Annotated in this window: 9 protein-coding genes; 1 reads left to right on the top strand and 8 read right to left on the bottom strand. The window is 68.0% G+C overall.

All coding sequences use genetic code 11. The features are described from left to right. Window positions 1-131 precede the first annotated feature (131 nt). Window positions 132-2,843 (bottom strand): hybrid sensor histidine kinase/response regulator, encoded by a 2,712-nt coding sequence (locus ACFQZQ_RS04235; RefSeq protein WP_386811414.1) that lies wholly within the window; start codon window positions 2,841-2,843, stop codon window positions 132-134. Window positions 2,844-2,942: 99 nt separating this feature from the next. Beyond that, entirely contained in the window at window positions 2,943-3,512 is a 570-nt protein-coding gene (locus tag ACFQZQ_RS04230; RefSeq protein WP_386811413.1) for a hypothetical protein, read from the bottom strand. A gap of 15 nt (window positions 3,513-3,527) precedes the next feature. On the opposite strand from ACFQZQ_RS04230, the gene ACFQZQ_RS04225 reads away from it, so the two are divergent. Further along, window positions 3,528-4,310, top strand: a complete 783-nt coding sequence (locus tag ACFQZQ_RS04225) for a DUF72 domain-containing protein (protein ID WP_386811660.1) — start codon at window positions 3,528-3,530, stop codon at window positions 4,308-4,310. A gap of 432 nt (window positions 4,311-4,742) precedes the next feature. Here the strand turns inward: ACFQZQ_RS04225 and ACFQZQ_RS04220 are convergent, their stop codons facing one another. From ACFQZQ_RS04220 to ACFQZQ_RS04195, 6 genes are all read right to left on the bottom strand, one after another. Then, entirely contained in the window at window positions 4,743-6,320 is a 1,578-nt protein-coding gene (locus tag ACFQZQ_RS04220; protein WP_386811412.1) for an ABC transporter permease, read from the bottom strand. A gap of 1 nt (window position 6,321) precedes the next feature. Beyond that, window positions 6,322-7,206, bottom strand: a complete 885-nt coding sequence (locus ACFQZQ_RS04215) for an ABC transporter ATP-binding protein (RefSeq protein ID WP_386811411.1) — start codon at window positions 7,204-7,206, stop codon at window positions 6,322-6,324. A gap of 514 nt (window positions 7,207-7,720) precedes the next feature. Further along, window positions 7,721-10,222, bottom strand: coding sequence for a bifunctional diguanylate cyclase/phosphodiesterase (locus ACFQZQ_RS04210; RefSeq protein ID WP_386811410.1), 2,502 nt, complete (start codon window positions 10,220-10,222; stop codon window positions 7,721-7,723). Then, window positions 10,222-10,710 (bottom strand): YfiR family protein, encoded by a 489-nt coding sequence (locus tag ACFQZQ_RS04205; RefSeq protein ID WP_386811409.1) that lies wholly within the window; start codon window positions 10,708-10,710, stop codon window positions 10,222-10,224. The genes ACFQZQ_RS04210 and ACFQZQ_RS04205 overlap by 1 nt, the downstream gene beginning before the upstream one ends. Window positions 10,711-10,891: 181 nt before the next feature. Then, window positions 10,892-12,919 (bottom strand): TonB-dependent receptor plug domain-containing protein, encoded by a 2,028-nt coding sequence (locus tag ACFQZQ_RS04200; protein WP_386811408.1) that lies wholly within the window; start codon window positions 12,917-12,919, stop codon window positions 10,892-10,894. 286 nt (window positions 12,920-13,205) lie between these two features. Then, window positions 13,206-16,730: a GAF domain-containing protein gene (locus tag ACFQZQ_RS04195; RefSeq protein WP_386811407.1), complete on the bottom strand. Its 3,525-nt coding sequence runs from the start codon at window positions 16,728-16,730 to the stop codon at window positions 13,206-13,208. Window positions 16,731-16,779 lie beyond the last annotated feature (49 nt).

The raw sequence follows: 16,779 nt of genomic DNA, 5'->3' as shown, positions 1-16,779 counted from the left end.
TCCTGACTGCGTGCTTGGCCGTCCCGTGGCTCGCGTCAGCGCTGCTGTCCGAGCGCGCGCAGTGCGCCACCGCCTGAAACGTGGTCAGGTGCATCGGGGTGGAACGCGGGGAATCCTGTCCCGGTTTTCGCTCAGCGAGGCGCGACACTCGTTAGCAATTCGTGTATCGCCTCGATGCTGGTCGGCTTGACGAGATGATGGTCGAACCCCGCCGCGAATGCGCGCCGGCGGTCCTCTTCCTGCCCGTATCCGGTGAGTGCCACGAGCACCGGCCCCTTCCCGACAAGTGCGCGGATGCGCCGTGCGACTTCATAGCCATCCATAACCGGCATGGCGATGTCTACGAACGCGATCTGCGGACGAAACTCTTCCACCGCCGTCAGCGCAGAGTCACCGCTGTAGACGGCGTGCGGCTCCTGTCCGAGGCGCGTGAGCATCAGAGCAAGCGTGTTCGCAGACGGCTCGACGTCATCCACCACCAGCACGCGATACGCAGGCGGGGGCGGGAGCGAGTGCGCACGTGTCGAAGACGAGGCAATGGAAGCGCGAGCATCGGGCGCGACGGGTAGCCGGACGACGAATTCGCACCCTCGTCCCGGACCTTCGCTCGTCGCCTCCACTCTGCCGCCGTGCAGTTCGACGAGGCTTTTCACAAGGGCAAGACCGATGCCGAGCCCGCCGTGGGAGCGGCCGAGGGACTGATCGACCTGCGTGAACATCTCGAAGACACCGCCGAGCATTTCGCTCGGGATTCCGGAACCGTTGTCGCGCACGCTGACAACCGCGGTGTCGCTGTCGCGCTGCAGCGTCACCCACACGTGTCCGCCGGGGCGCGTGTATTGGGCAGCGTTGTGGAGGAGGTTTCCGAAGACCTGGACAAGGCGACCCGCATCGGCGTCTACCACGATCGGGACAGGGGGCAGGACGACGGTAAGCTCGTGACGATTGGCATCGATGAAGGGCTGCTGCGCTTCGATCGCGGCCTCGACCGCCTGTGCGAGGTCGAGCCGCTCGTTCCTGAGCTCGATCTTGCCCCGGGTGATGCGCGAAACATCGAGCAGGTCATCGATCAGCCGGACCATCTGCTTCACCTGCCGTCCCATCATTTCACGCAGCCGCCGGGCCTCTTCTGGTTTTTGCTCCACGAGAGGCCAGACCTGCAGGGCATTCGAGATCGGCGCGAGGGGATTCCGCAGTTCATGCGCCAAGGTCGCGAGGAACTGGTCCTTGCGCTGGCTGGCCTCTTCGAGGGCTTCTTCCGCCCGTTTGCGTGCGTCGATGTCGAACACGGCGCCAACCATCCCGGCGTACTCGCCGGTCTCGGAAAACCACGGACGGCCGAGATCGACGGCCCAGCGATACGTCCCGTCCGACGCCCGCAGCCGGTATTCGGTCCGGAAGAACATTCGTGCGGCGTTCGCCTCGATAAACGTGTTGCCCGCATGCTCCTTGTCGTCGGGGTGGGTGGCGTTGGTCCACCCCAGTCCGAGCGCCTCTTGCTCCGTCTGGCCGGTCAGCTCATACCACTGTCGGGAAAGGAAGGTGCAGGAGCCGTTGGGGTCGGTCAGCCACAGGATTGCCGGTGACGCGTCGGCCATGAGGCGGAACCGGGCTTCATTCGCCCGGAGCAGTTCTTCCGCGAGCCGTCGTGCAGTCACGTCGCCGACGGTCCCGACAAAGCTGGAGACCTTCCGCGTCGCACCTTGGCCGTCGAAGGAAGCCACTCCGTGGGCTTCCAGCCAACGCACCGCGCCATCGGGTCGATTGATCCGGTACTCGACGGCGTAAGGCGCCGGCTCCATCGGCTGGACGGCCGCCTCGACCGCGGCCCACACGCGGGGCGCGTCCTCCGGGTGCAGAAGCCGGCTGATCTCCTCGATGTGCCGCGGGGAAGATCCCTCCAGGCCATAGATCTCGGCGTAGCGCTCGTCGTGGCTCACGAGCCCGGACGCGGGATCGAACTGCCACCAGCCCAGCCGGGCCGCGTCGAGTGCGAGCTGCCGCTGGGCAGCAAGCGTCCCTTGGTTATCCTCCGCCGCCCTCAGATCCGTAATGTCCGCGACGACCGCCGTGACGAACTGCACGCGGCCGTTGGGCCCGCGGGTAGCCGCGACGGCGTTCTGCACCCACACGGACGAGCCGTCGGGCCTGCGATAGCGCTTCTCGATCGTGAAGCCCGGTCGCAGGCCCTCCGCGACCTCAGCGAATGCAGCGATGTTCTGCGGCAGGTCCTCCGGATGGGTGAGGTCTTGCATGCGGAGGGTGAGGAGCTCCTCGCGCGATCGCCCTACGATTTCGCAATAGCGGTCATTGACCAGCACTAACCGTCCGTCCAGGTCGACCTGGGCGATGCCGCCCGTCGCCTGTTCGAAGACAGACCGGAACCGCTGCTCGCTTTCCCGCAGCGCCTCCTGCGCCCTCCTGGCTTCGGTGACGTCGCGGGCGAGACCGAACCACTCGACGATGTTCCCCTCATCGTCAAGGATCGGCACGGCGCGGGAATACGTCCACGACTCGGACTGCCCGGGCCCGACGACGCGGTGCTCCAACTCGAACACTCCCTTCGCTGCAATCGCGTCTGCGATTGCCGCCTTCACCCGGGCATGTTCGTCAGCAGGAAGGTTCCGCTCCATCCAATCGCGGATCGGAGCGTCGTTGCTCGCGACCAGGCCGCGGCCGTCGAGCGGCTGCATTTCGCTCCAGTCCGCGCTCATCCGGTAAACGACGTCAGAAGTCGCCTTGATCAGCGCTTCGAGCCGGGCCCGGGCACGCGTGCGCTCGGCATGAGGGTCGCCACCGCCTGCTTCCGCCGTGCCTTCGTATCCAACGGGATGTCCATTCATGACGACAATGCCCAGCAGGTTGCAGTTGGCACTCTCGCGTTGGCCATGAAGCCGGGAAACAGACGCGTTGGGGCTGGATTTGGCATCGAGAAGGACAGGTCACTGGTCATGTGCTGGAAATCTAGGCATCTCGGGTACTGGAGGCAATCCGCCCCGCAGGTCGTACGGACAGGAATCGGCGATGGCTCCCGCGATCCGACCGCTCCGGTGCGCTGCGAGGGGGCGGCGAAACCGGGGAGGGGGCACGTGCCTTGGTTGTACCAGCGTCGCCTGCACGGGAATGTTCACGTCGCTCGTTCCGATCGCGGCGGAGGTGGCATATGCGCGGCTACCCTCCAGCCCCTGCGCCAGTTCGGTGTCGCGGGCGGTGGCGAACCACGGCGGCGCGCGCCCGTCCTCGGCCCGCGCGGTCATCGGCCGCGGCTCGACGCCGTTGGCGCCGAGCAACACGATGCGTCCTTGCCAAGGCTTCCAGAGCCCGGCTTCAAGTTCGGTGGCATTTGCCTGCGCGGCGTCCGTGGTGGGGTGGGCCTGCCGGTGTACCGGCGCGGCCGAGACCGCAACGCCAATGACGCGCGACGCGGCCTGATTCCCCTGACTGCTGTGCCGAAGAAATCTCGGTGCACTATGTAGCGAAGGCACCCAACGCGGAGGAAGCGCAATGGCCAAGGTAATCGCGTGCGGATGCCGCCTGCCATGACCAGCTCCCGCGATCCCCGCGTCCGCATCGGCTGCGCCGGCTGGTCGATCCCCACACGGCATGCCCAGTTGTTTGGCGAAGGCGACAGCCACCTGGCCCGGTATGCCACGCGCTTCGACGTGACCGAGATCAACTCGACGTTCTACCGCCCGCACCAGCCGCGCACCTTCGAACGCTGGGCGGCGAGTGTGCCGGCGCAATTCCGGTTCTCGGTCAAGCTTCCGAAGGCGATCACCCACGAGGCGCGGCTGCACGGCGTGGGCGATGCGCTGACGACGTTTTTCGACAGCGTGGCCGGGTTGGGACCCAAGTTTGGCGGCGTGCTGATCCAGTTGCCCCCGAGCCTGGCGTTCGATGCGCGCTTGGCGAACCGGTTCTTCGCCATGGTCCGCCGCCGCTGCGCGGTGCCGGTGGCGTGCGAGCCGCGCCACGCCAGCTGGTTCGAGCCTCACGTGGAGGCTGTGTGGCAGCGCTTCGCAATTGCGCGCGTGGCCGCCGACCCGGCGCCATTGTCCGCCGCGGCGCATCCTGCGGGAGCACCGGCTGAGGGGCGCTGGAGCTACTGGCGCTGGCACGGCTCTCCGCGCATCTATTACAGCCGCTACGGAGACGACGCGCTGGAAGCGCTCGCCCGGGTACTGCGCGAGCGTGGCCGGGTGCGCGCGCCCGCGTGGTGCATCCTGGACAACACCGCGCATGGTCATGCCGTGGAGGATGCCGCGCGCGTGCAGGAGTTCGTCGCTGGTCTAAAAAAGGATTCGGGTTGATTGATCCGCTGAATTGGAGCGACGAAGGGAAAGGTTGATTGCTTGCCTCTGCCCGCCCTGAGCTGCGTTCAACCGCCCGAGAAATGATCCCGACGTATTTTGTCGCCCTCAACCGGGCTGAGTGCGCCTCATCGTCGGGGTTGGCGATGCCGGCTTGCCAGGCAGAGCTCACCGGCTGCCACGGCAGGTGACGAGACGGTCGCGCCTGCGACTGACCCGCAGGCCCGTCGCCGCGAATGCTCGGCCCGCCTTCGTCGTCCGGTCCGTGTGTCCATCGTCCTAGCCGACTGCGCCCGCCCCCGTCTGTGCCCGCGCAGGCCGCACCGCAACCCCGTCCCGGTCTGCGCGCCGGCGCAATTCGAGCGCCACCTCAACGACGGGCCGCCGCTGCGGGTGCTCGTTGGCTAGGCGCCGTTCTGCCAGTGGCACGTGCTAGGCCGCGTTGCGTTGGCTGGCGGCGGCCAGCCTCGGGGTGGTGGTGAACAGCAGCAGCAGGCTGGCCGCCAGGGCGACAGCGACACCTGTGAGCATCGTCGGCGACAGCGCGGTCACCGCGAGCGGGCCCGAACCCTGCACGCCGACATAGGCCAGCATCACCATCGCCAGTTCGTATGGGCGCGGGCTGCGGAACAGCGCGCCGCCGGCCAGCCCCAGTGCGGCGACAGTGGCGGCGACCAGCAGCACGGCGCCCGTCAGGCCGCTGGGGGTCGCCAGCGAGCGCAGCAGCAGCGGGGCGACCGCGAACAGCGAGAGCAGCAGGGCCGAACACAGCCGCGCCAGCGACACCCGGCGCGCGGCGTCGGGCGCGGTGAACACCAGGCCGGCGGTGCGCGTCTCCGATTCGCGCAGCAGGGCGCGTGCATGCACGTCGATGCCGAGCATCCAGGCCACCACGGCGGCCGCGGCCGCGGTCGGCAGCGGCCCGGCGAGCTGGACGATGCCGGCGATCAGCAGCACCGCCCACCACAGCAGGCTGCGGCGGCGCAGGGCGAGCCGCAGTTCGGCCGCCAGCAGCGTGCCGAACGCGCCGCGTTCGAGTGGCGCCAGCACGCGATCGAGCCAGCGCAGGCGGCGGCCGGCGTGGTCGGCGGCCGGGGCGGCTGCAGTGCGGGCCGCGGCGCGGTCGAGAAACGGCGCCAGCGCGGCGCTGCCGATCAGGCCCAGAGCGAGCCAGAACACGCGACCGGGCAGCACGCTCGCGTCGATGTGCCACGCCATCCACTCGAACAGGCGCGGCTGGCCCTTGAGCTGGCCCAGTTCACCCACGCCGATGGTGACGCTAACGCTGGTGAAATCAATGCTCGGGACTTCGTGCGCGAGCGCGTGCGCGAACGAATGGCTGGCCAGGATGAATCCCGACGGATCGCTCATGAACTGCGTTCTGGGCGCATCCGCGCCCTGGTCGAAGGTTGTGGACAGTCCTGCGAACAGCAGCAGCCAGACGAAGAAGTACAACACGTTGCCGCCGGTGCGTCGCAGCACCGGCACCATGTCGAACACGATCGCGAAGAACGCGGTGAGCGACAGCGCCGGCAGGGTGATGACCAGCACCGGCTTGACCAGTTCGACCAGGTCGAACACGCGGTCCTCGCCGCGCACCCATTGCGCGAGCACGCCCACCGCCAGGCCCACCGCGAGCACCAACGAGAACACCGCCATATGGCTGCCCCACTTCGCAATCAGATACCCGGCGCGGGTCATCGGTGTGGCCACCAGCAACTGCCACACGCGCGTGTCGAAATCGCGCAACACGGTGCCGCGCACCAGATAAAACCCGAGCCAGGCGAGCAGGGTCGAATAGACCAGGCTGAGCGTGAAACCCGTCCACGCGCTGGAGTAGCGGCCGCGCGCGCCGTCGACGGAGACGGCCAATTGCCCGGAGTCGATCGCCGGGAAGCAGAGCCAGGTGGCGATGCCGACCAGGCCGAGCACGACCCAGAAGCGCCGGGTACGGGTGCGTTCGCGCAGGTCAGCGACGAGGATTGCAAAGATCCGGCGCAGGGCTTCCATGTCAGCGGTTCTCCCCACGCGCGACCAGCCACAGGTGCGCGTCTTCGAGGCCGGCCGCGACCGGCACCGCATCCGCCGACGGCGCGCGCTCGGCGACCAGGCGCAGGCGCACGCCGTCGGCGAGGCGCTGCGAGCCGGTGGTGACGTGGCGCGCGCGGACCGTGGCGACCTGCTCGGCCGGCACGGTCCACTCCCAGACGTGGCCGGCCGCATCGGCGATCAACGCTTCGGGGGTGCCCGAGAACAGCAGGCGGCCCTTGGCCATGATCGCCAGCGAACTGGCGCTGGCCTCGATGTCGGAGACGATATGGGTGGACAGGATCACCAGGCGGTCGACCGCCAGGTCGGACAGCAGGTGGCGGAAGCGCAGCCGCTCCTCCGGGTCCAGGCCCACGGTCGGCTCGTCGACGATCAGCAGCTTGGGGTCGTTCAACAAGGCCTGGGCGATGCCGACCCGCTGGCGCATGCCGCCGGAGAACTCCCCCAGGCGGCGGTCGGCGGCCTCGGACAGGCCGACCTGCGCCAGGCATTCGTCGACGCGCGCGGCCGCGCGCTTGGCCGACACGCCCTTGACCGCGCTGAGGTAGGCGAGGAACTCGCGCGCGCTGAGCATCGGGTACACGCCGAAGTCCTGCGGCAGGTAGCCCAGGGTGCGGCGCAGCGGATCCGGGCGGCGGGCGGTGTCCTCGCCGTTCCACTGCACGCGGCCCCGGGTCGGCTTGGCGAGCGTGGCGAGGATGCGCATCAGGGTCGACTTGCCGGCGCCGTTCGGACCCAACAGCCCGACGATGCCACGCTCCAACCGCAGCGACACCTCCGACAGGGCGTCATGGCCGCCCTTGTAGCGAAATCCGACGCCGTCCAGGTCCAGGGTGCAGCTGCTCATGCGCGTATCCATCACGTCGGCCCACGCCAACTGTGTCGGTACTGTAGCTAGCTACCACACCAAATCACATAGGCCGTTTGGCAGGGGGCGTGGGGCGCTTCCTAGGACTTGGGGAGATCCGGGGCGGCGCCGAAGCAGTCGCGGGCGTTGCCGGCCAGTCCGCGCGCCACCGCGGGGATCCGCGCTGCCAGCACCGCGCGGCGCAGGGCTGTTCTGCAGGTCGTTGCGCTGGTCGCCGTTCTGGCGGATGTCGCGGATCTCGATCCAGCACTGCCTGCGCGCCTTGTGCGCGAAGACGTCGAAGATCACGTCGCGCGGAACGTCCAGCCCGGCCAGTTCCTGAGACGTGTAGGCCAGGTAGCGGTCCTTGGGATCCTGTTGGCCCCTCGGCTGCAGCGAAACCAATCATCATCTTGCACGGAGTAAGGCGATGGATATCGCCCGCGGCTCGACCCAGCCTGCGCAGGTCGACCGCGGCGCGATGTGCACCGCGTGGGGCAGTACAGCTTGCGCGCTACGCGGGAACGATCTCGCTTCGCTCGTGCCCGCTGCCGTGGATCGGACAGGTCTGGCCTGACGACGTGCACGCACAGCGGGAGTCGTCCGGCGGCGCTTCGTGCAGCGACCAGCTGCGGTCCAGCAGCGCGGGGATGTCGCTGGCGGCAACCGGCCTGCTGAAGTAGTACCCCTGGAACGCATCGCAGCCCCTGTCCAGCAGCGCGGTCATCTGCTCGACGGTTTCCACACCCTCGGCGGTGACGCTCAAACCCAGGCTGTGGGACATCGCGAGGATGGCGCGGACGATCTCGAGGTTCTTGGCGCAGTGCGGCAAGTCGCTGACAAAGCTGCGATCGATCTTGAGCGAGTTCAACGGCATCCGACTGAGATAGGCCAGCGACGAATACTCGGTGCCGAAATCGTCCAGCGCGATCCGCAAGCCGAGGTTCCGCAGAGCATCAAGCGCGAGCGTCGTCGCCGCCGTATCCTCCATCAGGGCGCCCTCGGTGATCTCCAGTTCGAGCAGCTCCGGTGCCAGCCCCGAGCTGGCCAAGGCGTCGCGCACGATCGGCAACAGGTCCGGATCCTTGAGCTGCAATGGCGACAGATTGACCGCCAGGCGCACGCACTTCCCGTCGCGCTGCCAACGCACGGCATCGGCGCACGCGGTGCGCAGCACCCACCCGCCGATGGCCAGGATCGCACCGTTCTCCTCGGCCAGCGGAATGAACTCCAGCGGTGGGATCGTGCCCAGCACGGGATGCGTCCAGCGGATCAGCGCCTCCACCGACGAGATCCGCCCGCTGGCTGCGTCGACCTGCGGTTGGTAGACGAGGCTGAACTCGTCGCGCTCCAGCGCGACCCGCAACCGGGCTTGTCTTTCCATGCGCTGTATCGCCCGCTCGGTCAGGGAGACACTGTAGAACTGGCAATTGTCTCGGCCCGAATCCTTGGCGTGGTACATGGCAATGTCGGCGTGCTCGAGCAGCGTAGTGCCATCCTCCCCGTCGTCCGGATATAGCGCGATGCCAATACTGCAGCTGAGCACCACCTCGTTGTTGTTCATCGGGTAAGCCGCGCGCATCGCTTCCAGCACCCGTTGCGCGATGACGAGGCAATCTTCCGGGCGCGCGATGTCGAGGATCAGGGCCGTGAATTCATCGCCGCCCAGGCGCGCAAGTTCGACCTTGATGTCAGGCGACGCAGCGACACCGGCGCGCGACACCACATCGGAAGGGCGCACGCTTTCGCGCAGCCGGTCCGCCGCCATCCGCAGAACCCGGTCGCCGGCAGCATGGCCGAGGGTATCGTTGACGTTCTTGAAACCATCGAGATCCACGAACAGGATGCCGAAGCGAGTCCTGTTGTGCTGAGCACGCTTGATTTCCCGATCCACGCGTTGCAGGAAGGATGCCCGGTTGGGCAATCCGGTCAGACTGTCGAAGTACGCCAGCAGCGCGACGCTTTGCTCGGCTGCCTTGTGCGCAGTGATGTCGCGCGACAGGACCATGAACGTCTGGCGCTGCCCGGCCACTGCCGCCTTGCGCGACACCGACAGCTCGAACCAGCAGACACCTTTGTCGAGCGCCAGTTGAAACTGATTGCCGACCGAGAAGCCGTGCTCGTCTGCAGCGCGCACGGCCGACATGCAGCACTCGGCCGCCATCGGCGGCAGCACCTCGGTCACCAGCTTGCCGAGGAGTCCCGCACCGGGTGCCACCAGCAGTCGGTCGTTGGGCGCGTGGTAGTCAAGGTAGCGGCCGTCGAGATCCAGTTCGAACAGCAGGTCGGGAATGGCGCCGAGCAGGGCGGCGTTGCGCGCGTCGCGTTCCTGGATCTGTTCGATCATGCGGTTGAAGGCCTGCCCCAGCGACTGCAGTTCCGATATCTCGCTGCTGTCGGCGCATACGTCGAAATCCGCATCGCTGGACATCTTGGTCATCGACTCGTTCAGCGTCTCCAGCGGCCGCAGCACCGATGTCCTGATCCGACGCAACAGCATCGTGCTCACGCCCAACGCGAGCAACATCGCCAGGGCCGTACATGACGCCAGCCATCCCGTCGTTTTGTACAGCGTGGCCAAGCTGGCGACGATCACCAGGCGACCTACCTCGCCCTCTGGCGACAGCACCGCCTGACTGAGCGTCAGGCTGTCGGGACGGATCACGAATTGGCCTGCGGCAGGTGTCGGCATGCTGCGCCGGGATGTGCCCGCGCGCTGATAGCGACTGAACACCTTCCCGTCGATGGTGTGGAGCGATGCCGCCTCGATATCCTTCGAGTGGCGCAGCGATTGCAGCAGTTCCTGCGCCGCCTCGGCGTCATCGAAAACCAACGGCGCACTGGCATTGTCCGCCACGACCTTGGCCTGCACGCGGGTCGTGTCCAGTACGTTCATCAGGCCAAGTGCGAAGCTGCTGACCACCACGATCAGGGCCACGATGCCCAAGGCGGCGGCCAGCGCGACCCGGTTGATGCGGCGCAGATGCGTACCCAGAGTCACGTGGGGCGCATTCACTAGTGCACCTGCGTGGCCAAGCGCAACAGCTTGGAGCTGAGGACCAGTTGCGCAGCGCGCGCGGCGGCCGGATTGGCCTCGAAGGTGATGCGGTTCTGCGCGACCGCCATGTTCAGCGCGACGCCAGCGCTCGCGGCGCCCGGGCTTTCCGCCACGGTCAGCACCGGGGTGTTACCCAATTGCTTCAGCAGACGCGGCAGGTCGCCGATAGCCGGCGCGGAAATGAAAAGTACCTGGCACTCCTTGAGCGGCTGGCCGCCGCCAGGGCGGGGCACCACGATCCGCCGCGTACCGACCGCCTTGCCGTGCAATGCCCCCAACGCGGAGCCGAACGGGTTAGGACCGTGCACGCAGACATTGAGCGTGCGGCCCACGGTCGGGGGCCATTGCGTAAACGTCGCGAAGTTGTACAGAAATGCGGCCTTGAGGCGGTATTCCGGCAGGACATCGGCTTGCGCCACCGGTGCGAACAGCAGCAGGCTGGTCACGCCGACCGCGCAAAGCAGCCGCCAGACGCCGGAATTCATGTCGTCGGCCTTCCACCCGGCACGCCCTGCGCGGGTATCCGGGCCCCGCGCGCCGCTGGCCAGCAGGCAGCGGCGCGCCGATGCAGTCGCGCGGACGACGTGGCGATGCAGGTAGTCAATGGCGGATACAGACTTCATCGCATCAGAACCGGTAGCCCAGCCTGAAGCGCAAGCTGCGGCCGTCCTGCTCGAGCGCGTTCTGCCAGTTGGTCTCCGAGCCGGGGTGTTGGTAGCGCTTGTCGAACAGGTTGTAGATGCCCAGCGACAGCTCCAGGCCCTCGGCCAGGGCCTGGGTACCCAGATTGAGATTCGACAGTGCGTAGCCGCCGAGCAGGGTGCCGTCCAGGCTCAGGCGCGGGCCGTCGTAACGCAGCTCGTAGCCAGCGCGCAGCCCGGCCACCGGTAATGGCGCCGACAGGTTCAGCTTGGCCAGCAACTCCGGTGAATTGAGCAGGTCGGCACCGCCGGCATAGGCCACGTCCTGCAGTGACACGCTGCCGCGCAGTCGCACGTTCGAGGCCCAGGCCTGGTCGGCCGACAGCTCCAGACCGCGCGCGGTGACCTCCTCGCCCGACTGGTATTGCGGCAGGCCACTGGCCGGGTCGATACCCAGCGTCACCAGATCGTGCAAACGCCATTGGTAGATCGAGCCGCGCAGCGTCAGTTCGCGGCCAACGCGATGGTCCGCGACCAGCTCCAAGGTCTCGATCGACTCGCCGGACAGCGCGGTATTCGCGACCTGGGCCAAACCGTCGGCGTAGTCGCGTTCGTAGGCATTCGGCGCGCGATAGGCACGTCCGTACAGCGTCTTGATCGTGGTCGCCGGCGTGGCCTGCCAGATCAGCGCGAGCCGGGGGCTGACGTCGGTCCCGGTCACGTTGTTGCGGTCCAGCCGCACGCCCAGAGTCGCCATCAAGGTGCCGGTGATGCGCCACTCGTCCTGCCCGTAGAGACCAACCCGGTACCCCGAACGCAGAATGGCTAAGTCGTTGGCGGGATCGGACCGATCCTTGGAAAACTGATCCTGGCGGACGTTTTCCTGCACTTCCGCCCCAAGCAGCAACTTGTGCCCGGCCCAAGCCGTGGACAGCAACCGCAGCTCGGCGCCGCGCCAGTCGCCTGCGGCTGGAAACTCCATCGGTCCGCCATAACTGAGCACGCTGTCGTAGCGGTGGCGGCCATTGAACAACCGTGCGGACAGTTGCAGCGTGTCGCCGGCGAAGCTGTCCTGGTATTGCAGTTGCGCCAGCTGGTAGCGGTCAGCCTGCGACTGCCCCGGTACCAGCGGGTCGGAGAAAAACGTGCCGGTCGGGTCGTCCTTGCGCCGGTCACCGTGCACCAGCTCGAACGACCACGGCCCGCGCGCGACGCGAGCGAATACCTCCTGGTCGCGATCACTGTCCAAGCCGACGGCCACACCCGACACGCCGGCCGCGCCGTAGTCGAAGAACCGGTCTTCGCCGTCTGCCCGCAGCCCCGAGACCGACACCAGCACATCGACCCCGTTGGCGAGCCGCTTGCCCCAGCTGGCGCGGCCCTCGCGCTGCGATTGTCTGGGCTGGTAGGCCGCCGTCAGCTCGGCGCCGTCGACTGCCGCGCCACTGCGCGTGACCAGGTTGACCACGCCGAACATCGCATTCTGGCCATACACCGCACCACCCGGTCCGGGAATGAACTCGATTCGCTCGAGCAGGTCGAGGTCGATCGGCAGGTTCCGCCCCAGCGGCCCCGAGTCGTAGATCGGGTCGTTGACGCGACTGCCGTTAATTGTGACCAGCAGGCGCGTGTTGTAGTCGCCGGGCAGTCCGAAGCCGCGCGTGCCGCCGTAGGCGTACTGCCGGTCGTAGCTGACATGGATGCCGGGCAGGCTGGCCAGCGCCTCGTCGAGCGTGCGCCAGCCGAATGCCTGGATCTCGTCGCGGGTGATGACGCTGACCGCCGCGGCCACCTCACGTTGCGTCTGTTCGTACTTGGAGGCGCCGACGATCGGGATGTCGAGCAACTGTTCCAGGCTCAGCTCGGCCAAATCGGCGGTTTGCGCGCTCTGGGCCGACTCGACGAGCTGCTCGGCCTGTGCGGGGAAAGCCGCGGCGAGGGCAAGCCAGAGCATCAGCGGGCACCCGGGAAACGCTGCCGGGGGATGGACGACGCTGATGATCGGTGCGTGCATGGGTCGTTACCTGGCTGTCGGCGCGGTGCGACCTCTCCCGGGCCTGGTGACCCGGAATGCGTCTGTTGGACCTTCTTATCGACCGTCGTACTTCACGCTTGAGTGAACGGACCGGACGATGGGCGGCCGCGAGGACCGCAACTGCCTCAGCGGACACCCGGCTGCGGGGCTGCAGGCCTGATTCGACGGGCTTTCCAGGCAGGAGCGGCGAACAGCAGGCGCGACCGAGAATTTTTCTTGCCACGCCTTGCCGGGGATCGCCCCGGATGAACGACGTACTGCGAGATCAACGCTCGCGGTTCTTCCGCCCGAGGTCAGCCACCAACTCGAGAATTCGCAGGGGATCGACGGGCTTCACGAGATGCTCGTCGAACCCCACCTCGCGCGCGCGTCGCCGGTCCTCTTCCGTGCCCCAGCCGGTCACCGCGACCAGCAGCGGCGGCGTGGCCATCTGCGCGCGCAGTCGGGCTGCGACCTCGTAGCCGCTCAATCCGGGCAGGCCGATGTCGAGGAAGATCAGGTCGGGCTGGAACTCGGCGGCCACCTCCAGTGCCTGCGGGCCGTCGCCGGCAACACGCACTAGGTGCGATTCCATCTCGAGCAGCAGGCGCATCATCGCCGCCGCGTCGTGGTTGTCATCCACCACCAGAATCCGCAGCGCGGTCGCGGCTGGCGCCGCCCCGGCGGCCGGACCATCGGTCGTCGGCGCATGGCGCGCCGCCGCGGGCAGGCGCACGGTGAAGGCGCTGCCCTGGCCCGGGCCTGCGCTGGCGGCCGACACCGTGCCGCCGTGCAATTCCACCAGTCGCCGCACCAGCGTCAAGCCAATACCCAGCCCGGACTGCAGGTTGACGCCCGAAGACTCGACCTGGGTGAACAGGTCGAACACGCGTTCGAGCATGGGCGACGGGATGCCCACGCCATCGTCGGACACGGTGGCGAGGATCTCGTCGCCGTCGCGACGCGCGATCACCCGGATATGGCCACCCGGGTCGGTGTACTTGGCGGCGTTGTTGAGCAGATTGGCGAGGATCTGCGCCAGCCGCGCAGGATCGGCGTCGACCATCAGCACGTCGGCCGGGACGTCGATCTCGATCCGGTGGCCCTGCTTGTCCAGCAACGGGCGTGCGGTCTCGAGCGCGCTGTCGAGCACCGCCCGCAGATCGGTGGGTGCGCGCTCCAGGGTGAGCTTGCCGAGCGTGATGCGCGACACGTCGAGCAGGTCGTCGACCAGCCGGACCATGCCGTCCAGCTGGCGGTCCATCATCGCCAGCGTTGGCGCGCGGGTAGCCGGGTTCTGGTCGCGCGCCAGGATGGTGAGGCCGGTGCGGATGGGCGCCAGCGGGTTGCGCAGTTCGTGGGCGAGGGTGGCGATGAACTCGTCCTTGCGCCGGTCCTGCTCGCGCAGCATTTCGTAGAGCCGCGAGTTTTCCAGCGCCACCGAGCCGATCTGCGCCAGCTGCACCAGCACCGCCTGATCGATCTCGCTGAAATCGCCGTCGAAGCGGTCCGACATCTGGACCAGCCCGATGTTGGCGCCGTCGTGGCCGATCAGCGGCACGGCCAGCCAGCCGCGAATCGGCGGGTGGGAACGATGATTGCCGGAGAACTGGCGCCAGCGCGGATGCGCCTCCAGCGCTTCCTGCGTCAGCCGCATCGGCGTATTGGTTTCGCACACCAGGGAATAGATGCCGCGCCCGCTGGGCACGGCGTCGTAGCCACGATAGCCCGCGTACTTGTCCGACAGCGACACATGGACGATCGCCTGCGACCAGTCGCCGCCGGTGGTCAGGCTGACCACACACTGGTGCGCGCCGATGATGCGCCGGGCTTCTTCGCTGATGACGCGCAGCACGCTGTCCACCGACGTCGAGGCGTGGATGGTGCGCGCCGCCTGCGCGACTTCACCGAGCAGGCGCGCCTGCTCGCGTTCGCTCGCCAGCAGCGCGGCCAGGCGGTCTTCGCTGAGCTTGGCGCTGCTCGCATCGACGGTGACCCCGTCGAACCGGATCGGCGCGCCGTCCTCGCCGTAATAGCTGCCGCCGAGGGCACGGATCCACTTGAATGCGCCGGTCGCGCGGTCGACGGTCCGGTAGTAGACGTCGTAGGCCGTGCGCTCGGCGATCGAACGATCGATCGCGGCGCGGGTGGCCTCGCGGTCATCCGGATGGATGCAGTCGAAGAACGTGTCGATGGTCACCCGCGCATCGGCGGGGAGAAAGAAGTGCTCCTTGACCTTGGCATCCCACACCAGTTCATCGAACGGCAGGTCGCAGTACCAGAAGCCGATGCCCGACAGGCGCACGGCGTAGTCGAGCCGGGCGCGGCTGTCGGCCAGTGCACGGTCGGCCAGCACGCGTTCGGTGACGTCGCGGGTGACGGCCAGGTGGGCGAAGCCACCGCCCGGCCACGCCAGCGGCACCGCGCTGGTCGCCATCCATCGGCGGGTGCCTTGGAGCCCGATCAGTTCGAATTCGAGCGAGCCGCGTTCGCCGCTGCAGACGCGGTCGTTGAACGCGCGAAAGGCCTCGCGGAATTCCGGCGCGATCAGGTTGTAGACGCACTGCCCCACGGCCGTCTCCGGCGCCAACGCTTCGATCAACTTGAGCCCGGCGTCGTTCATCTGCAGCAAGGTTCCGTCCGGCGCCACCAGCTTCACGCATTCCGGATTGGCCTCGACCATGGCCCGGTAGCGGGCCTCGCTGTCGCGCAGCTCGGCGGTCACGCGCGCGCGCTCTACGGCTTCCCAGCAGCGCGCCACGACCTGTTCGGTGACCTCGAGTTCGTGGCGCTTCCACCGGCGCGGGACGGCCTGGTGGATCGCCATGACCGCGGTGAGGGCGCCGTCCTTGAGCAGGGGGACGGTGATGCTGGCCCGTATCCGGGTCAGCGCGAAGGCGTCGCGGATGGCCGGATCGATGTCGAGGTCGGTGTCGCTGTCGTTGACCACGTAAGAGCGGCCACCGAGCATCGACTGCTCGAACCCCGCGCCGAACGCAGCCAGCGGCCAGCGGCCCTCGACCGGCTCGAGGTGGCGCGCAAAGTTGCCGCGCACCACCAGCACGCCGTCCGCTTCGGCCGTGGCGTAGGCGCAACGGTCGCCGTCGAGGAACTCGGCCAGCTTGCGCGCCGCGGTGTCGAGGATGTCGCGGGCGTCGCCGAGCGGCTGGATCGCGGCCTCGAGGCCTGAAATAAACGCATGCCGGGCGTCGCGCTGGCGCACCGCCTCGTCCGCGCGCGCGCGTTCGATGGCCAGGCCCGCCGTCTGCGCCAGGGTCGACACCAGCGCCACCTCGCGCTGGGTGGGGGCTCGACACTCGGGGAAGTACGTTCCGATCGCCGCGAGCACCTCGCCATCGGCGCCCAGGATGGGCATCGACCAGGCCGCGCGCAGCCCGAGGCCAAGCGGCCAGTGGGCGAACTGGCTCCACCCGGATGCATTGGCGATGTCTTCCGTCACGATCATCTGGCGCCTGGCGGCGGCCGCCGCGCACGTGCCCAGATCCGGGTCGAGCGGAATGTTGTCGATCGCGGCGTTGTATTCCGCGGGCAGGCTGGGTGCGGCGCCGTGCACCAGGCGGTCGTCGTCGACCAGGCTGATGGAGGCGGCCACGCGCTGCTCCGCGACCGCCTCGATGATCAGGCAGGTCTCGGTCAACACGTCCGCAAGGGGTTCGCCTCGCACGACCATCTCGAGCGCGCGGCGCTGCCGCTCGAGCAGTGCGCGATCGCGTTCGGCGACGGCCGGTGGAGAGTCAGCGGGCGACCGGCTGGAGCCGCTGGTATCGGATGCAACTGCCACAGTATTCATGAGGGGACGTCAGGATCGTGGCGGCGACCAGCCTCCAAGCCCCGGCAGT

It is taken from the genome of Lysobacter koreensis, from assembly GCF_042677045.1.
GTDB classification, from domain to species: Bacteria; Pseudomonadota; Gammaproteobacteria; order Xanthomonadales; family Xanthomonadaceae; genus Lysobacter_K; species Lysobacter_K koreensis.
The sequence above is the reverse complement of the archived record's forward strand: the minus strand, read 5'-3'. Positions and strand labels throughout refer to the sequence as shown.